The sequence below is a fragment of the Alitiscatomonas sp. genome (assembly GCF_037242085.1).
Taxonomy (GTDB): domain Bacteria; phylum Bacillota; class Clostridia; order Lachnospirales; family Lachnospiraceae; genus Alitiscatomonas; species Alitiscatomonas aceti.
Genome location: NZ_JAXXBR010000080.1, coordinates 1 through 8,581 on the forward strand (window position 1 = coordinate 1; position 8,581 = coordinate 8,581).

Sequence of the window (8,581 nt, forward strand, 5' to 3'; positions counted from 1 at the left end):
CAAGGTTCTGTGCTGTTCTTGTCTTTCTCAGCGACAGCTTAGATAGTATATCATGTTGTTCGCCGTTTGTCAACAACTTTTTTCATTTTTTTATTTTTCCTTTTTTTCAGGAATTTTTGTCGATATCACTCAACATCGAACGAAAAAAGTAACAGCTCCGTGAGGTCTGTCCCTCATCGGAGCTTTAATATACCATGTTCTTCCAGGAATGTCAAGCAAATTTGTGTTATTTTTTAGAACAATTTTTCCTGCTTTTTACCAATCACAAGATACGACTTTTTTTCCTTGTTTTATCTATATTTTGTGGTTATCTTCTAAAAGTCCTCACTTCTTTTTTTACCTTTTCCTATGGTCATTCTATGAAAATTGTGTACTGCAGTCATACAATTTTATCCCAGGGCCGAAAAGATTTTCGGCCCTGGGATCATTTTTTACAGCATGCCCTTTACCAGGCCCAGAATAAAATATGAGATCACGTTATGGTCGTACAGCCAGGACAGCCACGGGCTTGCCGCCACCTGCCCCATGGCTGCCGCTCCAAAATCCGTCCCAGACAGCGCAGTAAGTACCAGGCAGACGATCCATAAAAACATAAGGCCCTCCACGCCTCCCAGTACAGCTCCGGCGATCTGGTTGAGTCCTTTTATTATAGGAAGCCTTGCGATCAGATCCAGCCAGGCTGCCACAATATGAAGCAGTATAAATACCACTGCAAACAGCAGGATCGAGGCCGCCGCTTTAACGACCGTATCCGCCAGGTATCCGCCCACGTAATCTCCAAACTGCTCCACACCCAGCATCTGATACACTTCTCTATTATTATTTTCGATCAGGATCCTCTTCATCTGCTCTGGCAGCTTCAGCTCTTCGATGGTCCTTCTCTCTCCAATTCCGGCTCCATTCCCGCCGGTTCCTTCTCCGATATCCAGCACACCGTCCAAAAGCCCATCCAGGCCGACTGCATCCGCCATCCCCTGACGGATGGACTCATAGACCGGCGTATCGTTTTTAAGCCACTCTGTCACGTATGGCAGGGCCACCCGCACTGTCACAAGGCTGATCACCAGGGCCAGCGCTGACACACACAGCCGTATAAACCCTCTGTAATGGCCATACAGCACCATTCCCACCAGATATACCGCTGCCAGGATCTCCAGCCAGTGGCCGGAGAATCCAGAGACTCCTTCCATCATCTTCCATCTCCTCACTCAAGCACAAATTTTCGGATCGCACTGGCTACGCCTGCATCGTTGTTGGAAACAGTCACAAAATCCGCCGCCTGCTTCACCTGCTCCTCTCCATTTTCCATGGCAACCCCCAGACCGGCTGCCCGGAGCATGGACAGATCATTTTCTCCGTCCCCAAAGGCCATGGTCTCCTCCCTGCCGATACCGAGAAATTCCGCCAGTCTGAGAAGAGCGCTCCCTTTATCCGCGCCTGCCGCATTGATCTCCAGGTTATTGGGGATCGAGGATGTCACCAGGATCCCCGGAATCTGCCTAAGGGAAACACGCATCCTCTTTCTGGCTTCCATGTCCGTAAAAAACATGTTGATCTTATCGATCTCCTTCCCCATTTCCTTTACATACCGGATATTATCTGGAACCACCCGGCGGGTCTTCCGTATGAGCGCCGCCACTCCGGCAGAAACTGCATACCGTTCTGCGTGATCATAAAAATACTGGGTCGTACAGCCTATGCCGTCCATATAGGCATCATACATGATGTCATCCCCGCTGTCTCTGGCCATTTCCAGTACCCGCAAAGCAGTATCCACCGGGATCCGGCAGGTGCTGATGATCCGGTCCTCTTTCAGATCCGCCACCACAGCTCCATTGGTGGTTATGGCATAGTGGACTCCCGGAAGCGTCCGGATCCTGTCGGGGATCCCCCGTACCGTGCGCCCAGTGGCCGGTACGATCTGGATCCCTCTGGCCGCACATGCCAGAAGAGCCTGCCAGTTTGCCTCCGGTATCTGTTTCTCATCATCCAGGAACGTCCCGTCCATATCGGTTGCGATCAGCCTGATCTTCATTCTCCACTCTCCCTGGTCATAATCAGAAGGGGCTGCTGCAAAAAGAAAGCGCAGAATCCGCTTTTTACAGCACCCCCGGTCCATTAATCAAAAAAGTTATCTTCCCGCAAGATCAGATGGCCTTCCTTGTCATACTTTGAAGAAAACAGCCCTGTGATCTTCTTTCCAAGAGACGGTTTTTCCGCCTTATCTGCGGCTTCCTCAATAAGATCCACCGCTGCCTTCCTCGTCAGCCGGACACCATCCTCTTCCATCATCTCGATACGTTCATAGAGAGCCAGCATGCTTTTTCCCGTAATGCTACAGTCAATATCTGCCGCATACTTGCACGCATACTGCGCGAACTCCTCCAGCTCCATTTCCGTGCTGTCATCCAGATCATCCTCTTTCGGAGCTCCGGCAGCCATCTTCGGGGCCGCTGCCGCCATTTCCCGGACAGGCTCTTCCTGCTCCAGATGCGGCGGCTCCTCCCTCCTGGCTTCAGGCATATCCCGGAAATCCTCTGTTCTTCCGTCAAAGCCCTCCTCCGGCTCTGGCTCCCGGCCCTGGACCACCTCCTGGGCGATCTTTTCCTGGACCTCTGTCTGCTTTAACAGCGCCTCCTCCAGGGCCGCCTCATTCTGCTGTTTTTCCTGGGCCCTGCTGTCTGCTCCGATATACTGGAACTTGCTTGCCAGGGACATATTATTCCCATGGAGAGCCTCCAGATTCTCCGGAGTATCAATGAGCACCACGATCATGCCGCTCTTATCCCGTTCCATCAGCTCATCCAGCTCGTTCTGGACTGCGTTGCTGAGGCCTGCCGCATGTTCGATGATCAGATCCTTTCCCGCCAGTCTGGAGGCCACAGCGCTGATGCCGCGCTTGTTTAACTTCTCGCTGCTGATCTTGGCCACCGGATTCTTATGGCCTAACTCCCGGTGGATCTCTCTCAGGGCGTCCAGAGCTGCTGCCAGGCCATCCTCATCGTTGACCGCTTCGATCATAAGGTTATTCAGGTCAAGACCCTCGTCCAGAGATTCCAGTTCCAGGCTGTCGCTGTCGTCCTCTTCCTCTTCCGGACGGATGGTGCGCACGCTGCGGCGCATGGCCCGCTCTCTGTCGATCTCCGCCTGCTTTCTGGCGCGGCGCTCCTCTTCCTCTCTGCGGGCCAGCTCCCGCTCCTCTTCAGCACGGCGCAGAGCCTCTTCCTCCATCTCCTCCCGGGCCTTGGCAGCGCGGATAGCCATTCTCTGCCGCTCGATCTCCCGGTCAGACTCTTCTCCCTCCCGCTCTGCCTCCACATCCAGCACCCGCCTTGTGGGCCGGATCTCTTTAATGGAACGCAGATCGTCCAGGGTCCTTGTGGCGTCCATGTCGTCCTCTTCCACCTCTACCGTATGGGCAGCCGTATCGGAAAGCTTGGACATCTCCCGGGCCAGTTTCTGGGTCTGGGCGTCCTCATGAAGGCGCATGACCACTTCCTTTTCCACATCATAGGAAGGTTCCTCCAGCTTTGCGGCCTCCCTCCCGTCCTCATAATCATCCTGGTACGAGGGATTTCCGGCAAATTCCTCCTCCACAGCCCGGAGCTTCGCTTCATATTTGTCCCGGTTCTCCACCAGATCCATCTGATATTTGTTGAGAGGCTCGTACTCCAGCTTCAGATCCATGGCCTTTTCCACATATTTTCCCAGTCCGAACAGCAGCATGATCTTATCGCAGGTCCTGACGCACTGGTCGCCCATGCCGCCCTTGTGGTACAGCTCTGCCAGCTCATACAGCCATTTCTCGTCCACTTCCACCGCCGTATACGTTTCCAGGGCGCGGATCAGCTGGTCCAGGGGCGCTTTTTTCGCCTTCAGGATCAGGTACCGGAGAAGGTACTGGCGGGAATCATCCTGGGCCAGGTCGCAGAACTCCCGGTAATAGGCCTCAGCCTCGGCAATGTTCCCCTCCTTCAGGGCCAGGTCCGTCAGCTTGTAAAGCAGGCGCTTGCCAATAGGGGCCCGCTCAAAGGCCAGCAGCAGAATATCCTTTGCCTCCTGGTATTCCTTGTTTTTTTCATAGATCTCAGCGATCATGGAAAGCAGGCTCGCATTCCGCACGCGGTGCCAGTCGATGGTATCCGCGATCTTCATGGCCGTTTCGTAGTCTCCCCGGCTGACCATTTTCTTGATCTGCTCCACCTTTATGTTAAACTCATATTTATCCATTTCTTTTGCATCTCCTAAATTCCTCGGCCGTCTTACGCCTAAAGCTCCACACGGCCCTCCAGCGCACGTAAAAGCGTCACCTCGTCGATATATTCCAGGTCTCCGCCCACCGGCACGCCGCTGGCGATCCTGGTGACCTTGATCCCTGTGGGCTTGATCAGCTTGCTGATGTACATGGCCGTAGTCTCCCCCTCCAGGCTTGAGTTGGTCGCAATGATCACTTCCCTCACATCCTTCTGGAGTCGGGTCATCAGTTCCTTCAGCTTAATGTCCCCGGGACCGATCCCCAGCATGGGGGAAATGGCTCCATGGAGCACATGGTAGACCCCCTCAAACTTCCCGGTCTTTTCATAGGCCGCCAGGTCCCTGGGGTTCTCCACCACCATGATCACGCTGTGGTCCCTGGCCGGGCTCTTGCAGATGGGGCAGAGCTCCTGATCCGTTAAGGTATAGCACTCCCGGCAGTACCGGACGTTGTGCTTGGCGTCCCGGATGGCTCCGGAAAGCCGGTCCACCTGTTCCTCCGGCATATTGATGATATGGAAGGCCAGGCGCTGGGCCGTCTTATTTCCGATCCCCGGAAGCTTTGACAATTCCTCGATCAGCTTCGAGATCTGACTGCTGTAATAGTCCATGTTAGAAAGAAAGGCCTCCTAAACCTCCAAGGCCGCCTGTCAGCTCCGCCATAACGGCACTGGACGCCTCTTCCATCTGATGGAAGGCCTCATTGGCAGCCGCCACGATCATATCCTCCAGCATTTCCACATCATCGGGATCCACTGCCTCGGGAGAAATCTTCACAGATACCACTTCTTTTTTACCGGAAACGGTCACCGTCACTGCACCGCCGCCGGCTGCTGCCGTATACTGCTTTTCCTCCAGCTCCTTGGTCTTCTCCTCCATCTGACGCTGCATCCTCTGGGCCTGTTTCATTAAATTTGTCATATTACCGGGCATACCGCCCGGAAAACCACCGCGTTTCGCCATGATTCTTTCCTCCTGCATATTCTTTTCGTTTTTTCTGTTTATTTCTATTTTTACCTGTTTTTGATATTTTTTATTGTCCCCAGGCGCGCCGGGCTGCGGCCCGGTCCTTAATCCTCTATGGTGATATCCATATGGATATTTTCCCTCAGCTCTTCATCTGTAATATACCTGGTATCCAGACGCTCGCCGTTTTCCCTGAGGCGCGCCTTAAAATAGATGGATTTCCCGTAGGCCTGCTCCACATGGCGCTCCAGATCCCCAAGGATGCTGGGGCGGCTCCCCATGCTGAAGTTCATGGCATCGCTGAATACGATGCACAGGCAGCTGTCGCCCGCCGGCTCTACCACCGTCTCCCGGAAGCTGGGCCGTATGGACATTCCCATCTCCCGGACGATCTTTCCCCACTCATTCCGGATCAGGTTCAGATCCTCCAGCTGGGCTTTAGGAAGGGTCACCGTCCTGGGCTCCGCCTCTCTGCTTTCCAGAGACGGGGCCTGGGGCTGTACCGCCTGGGGCAGGGCTGGCTGGCTTCCGTCCCCGGCCATGTTTCCAGGCCACGGGGCCGCCGGGATCCCTTCCTCCATCTGGCGTTCCAGCCGTTCCAGCCGCTCCAGCACCGCATCCATGGACTGCTCCATCTCGGGCTTCGTCAGCCGGATAAACGCCAACTCCACAAGGACCCGCTTCTGGGCCGCAAACCGGATCTGATTCAGGACCTCGGAAAACACACGGATATACCGCATCAGCACATTTTCATCGGCCAAAGCCGCATCCTCCCTGAGCTGCTTCAGATTGTCCTCCGACATATCCAGAAGCTCCTCCGCCTCATCCGCTGTCTTTAAGATCAGGAGATTCCGCAAAAACCAGATGAAATCTGCCACAAACTGGGAAAGCTCCCGGCCCTGGATCACCATTTCTTCCAGTCTTAAGATACATTCCTTTGTCTGCCCGTTCCTCAGGGCGCCAAACAGCTCCCGGAACACCCGGTTGTCCACAGCTCCAAGTACGTCCAGTACATTCTCATAGGTAAGGGTCTCCCCATAATGGAAGGCCGCGCACTGGTCCAGAAGGCTCAGTGCATCACGCATGGAGCCGTCCCCGGCCTTCGCCACATACCGCAGGGCACGGTCCTCCACCGCCATGCCCTCTGCATCGGTCAGTTCCTTTAACCGGTCCGCAATGGTATCCACCGTGATCCGCCGGAAATCGTATCTCTGACACCTGGAAAGCACCGTGATCGGGATCTTATGGACCTCCGTGGTGGCCAGGATAAAGATCACATAGGACGGCGGCTCCTCCAGCGTCTTAAGCAGGGCGTTGAAGGCGCCAGTGGACAGCATGTGCACCTCATCGATGATATAGACCCGGTACTTTCCTTCGGTGGGCGGATACTGGACCTGGTCCCGGATCTCCCGGATATTCTCCACGCCGTTATTGGAGGCCGCGTCGATCTCCACCACATTTAAGGATGTGCCTGCCTGGATCTGCTGACAGCTGGGACACTCTCCGCAGGGGCTTCCGTCCTCTGGATGCTCACAGTTGACTGCCTTAGCAAAGATCTTGGCCACAGAGGTCTTTCCTGTTCCCCTGGTCCCGCAGAACAGATAGGCGTGGCCGATCCGCTCTGACCGGATCTGATTCTGTAAAGTCGTAACGATATGGTCCTGGCCCTTCACATCCCCGAAGACCCGGGGCCGCCATTTCCTGTAAAGCGCTGTATATGACATCTCTTATTTATCTCCGAAGCTGATCCCCAGAAGCTTTGCCTCTTTAATAATATCCGACTGGGGATCCACATGTTTCAGTTTTCCGGCGCTTTCCTCCAGGGGAATATCTGTGATCACGTTGTTTTTCACGACCACCAGCTTTCCAAAATCTCCCCGTTCGATCATAGCTGCCGCATGAGCGCCGATCCTGGAAGAAAGTACCCGGTCAAAGGGCACCGGCGCACCGCCTCTCTGCATATGGCCCGGAACCGTGACCCGGATCTCCTGTCCGGTCATCTCCTGGATCTTCGCTCCGATCTCATAGGCCACAGACTGGTATTTCTGCGCCCGTTCCTCCAGCTTTTTCTTATATTCCTTTTTGGACATGGCCGCCTCTTCTTTGGATATGGCTCCCTCTGCCACAGCCAGGATCGAGAAACGGCTGCCGCCCCTGGTCCTTTCCTTGATCTTTTTCACCACAGCGTCCAGATCATAGGGGATCTCCGGAAGCAGGATGATATCGGCTCCGCCCGCAATACCGGCGTGCAGCGTCAGCCAGCCCACCTTATGGCCCATGATCTCCACGATAAACACCCGTCCGTGGGAAGAGGCAGTGGTATGGATACAGTCGATGGCATTGGTGGCGATATCCACAGCGCTCTGGAAGCCGAAGGTCATATCCGTTCCCCAGAGGTCATTATCAATGGTCTTTGGAAGGCCTACTACGTTTAAGCCCTCTTTGCTTAAGAGATTGGCTGTTTTCTGGCTTCCATTTCCCCCGAGGACCACCAGAGCGTCCAGCTTCAGCTTATAGTAAGTGTGCTTCATCAGCTCCACCTTGTCCAGCCCGTTTTCGTCCGGAACCCGCATCATCTTAAAGGGCTGTCTGGAGGTTCCCAGCATAGTTCCGCCCTTTGTCAGGATCCCAGAGAAATCAGAGCGTTTCATCATACGGTAATTGGCATACATAAGCCCTTTATAGCCGTCTTCAAATCCAATGATCTCTACCTCATCCTGATAGATCTGGTACAGGCCCTTGGCCACGCCGCGCATGGTCGCGTTTAACGCCTGGCAGTCGCCGCCGCTTGTAAGAAAACCAACTCGTTTCATATGGTCCATCCTTTCTGTTCCGTTCTGACGGTTACGAGTCAAACAGGTACACGTCGTCCATTATGTCATTATAATACAAAGGAAACCTAGGGGCAAGAAAAATTTTAGCCACACGCGGACAAGAAGACACATACCTGAACACTCACAGATTTCAGCCTGCCCGCAACGCGAAAGAGGGCACGGTGTTTTTCAACACCGCACCCCCTTCAGGCCTAATTATATCTTTTATCCGCACGTTCTGCTTTGAATGCCCACCATAAACGTTACCCTGGCAGCCTGCTCAGTTCCGGCTCCCTCACGGCACATGAGAGGTTCCCCTTAGTGCTGCTGCATTCCTGCCCTGACACGGTTCAGAGATTCCCATTGCGTAAGACCAAAACGTCAACGCCTCTTACCAGGGGCAGCTTCACAGTGAAACACCCGGGGCAGAACATCACCCCTGCTCTAGCGGCTTGCAGGTACAGGGCACCGCTGACTCCCCGGCTGTGCGGATTAGTTAAGTATACATGGAAGCCGTGGTTTTGTCAAGTATTCCCGCCGTTTTCCGC

The 8,581-nt window shown here is 54.3% G+C and carries 7 protein-coding genes and 1 other RNA gene; all 8 read right to left on the reverse strand.

Annotated features, from left to right (window positions below; translation table 11 throughout):
- Nucleotides 1-431: 431 nt before the first annotated feature.
- On the reverse strand, nucleotides 432-1,193 hold the full coding sequence (locus WIH05_RS07580; RefSeq protein ID WP_022274319.1) for a CvpA family protein: 762 nt from the start codon (nucleotides 1,191-1,193) through the stop codon (nucleotides 432-434).
- An 11-nt stretch (nucleotides 1,194-1,204) separates the two neighbouring features.
- Complete coding sequence (locus tag WIH05_RS07585; RefSeq protein WP_215654371.1) at nucleotides 1,205-2,035, reverse strand: Cof-type HAD-IIB family hydrolase; 831 nt, start codon at nucleotides 2,033-2,035, stop codon at nucleotides 1,205-1,207.
- A gap of 83 nt (nucleotides 2,036-2,118) precedes the next feature.
- Nucleotides 2,119-4,230: a hypothetical protein gene (locus tag WIH05_RS07590; protein ID WP_022274317.1), complete on the reverse strand. Its 2,112-nt coding sequence runs from the start codon at nucleotides 4,228-4,230 to the stop codon at nucleotides 2,119-2,121.
- Nucleotides 4,231-4,268: 38 nt separating this feature from the next.
- Nucleotides 4,269-4,865: a recombination mediator RecR gene (gene recR, locus WIH05_RS07595; RefSeq protein WP_022274316.1), complete on the reverse strand. Its 597-nt coding sequence runs from the start codon at nucleotides 4,863-4,865 to the stop codon at nucleotides 4,269-4,271.
- A gap of 1 nt (nucleotide 4,866) precedes the next feature.
- Nucleotides 4,867-5,217: a YbaB/EbfC family nucleoid-associated protein gene (locus WIH05_RS07600; protein ID WP_022274315.1), complete on the reverse strand. Its 351-nt coding sequence runs from the start codon at nucleotides 5,215-5,217 to the stop codon at nucleotides 4,867-4,869.
- 107 nt (nucleotides 5,218-5,324) lie between these two features.
- Entirely contained in the window at nucleotides 5,325-6,944 is a 1,620-nt protein-coding gene (dnaX, locus tag WIH05_RS07605; RefSeq protein ID WP_215654375.1) for a DNA polymerase III subunit gamma/tau, read from the reverse strand.
- A gap of 3 nt (nucleotides 6,945-6,947) precedes the next feature.
- On the reverse strand, nucleotides 6,948-8,033 hold the full coding sequence (locus tag WIH05_RS07610; RefSeq protein WP_022274312.1) for an ATP-dependent 6-phosphofructokinase: 1,086 nt from the start codon (nucleotides 8,031-8,033) through the stop codon (nucleotides 6,948-6,950).
- Between the two features lie 229 nt (nucleotides 8,034-8,262).
- Nucleotides 8,263-8,524: signal recognition particle sRNA large type (ffs, locus tag WIH05_RS07615), an RNA gene on the reverse strand.
- Between the last annotated feature and the right edge of the window lie 57 nt (nucleotides 8,525-8,581).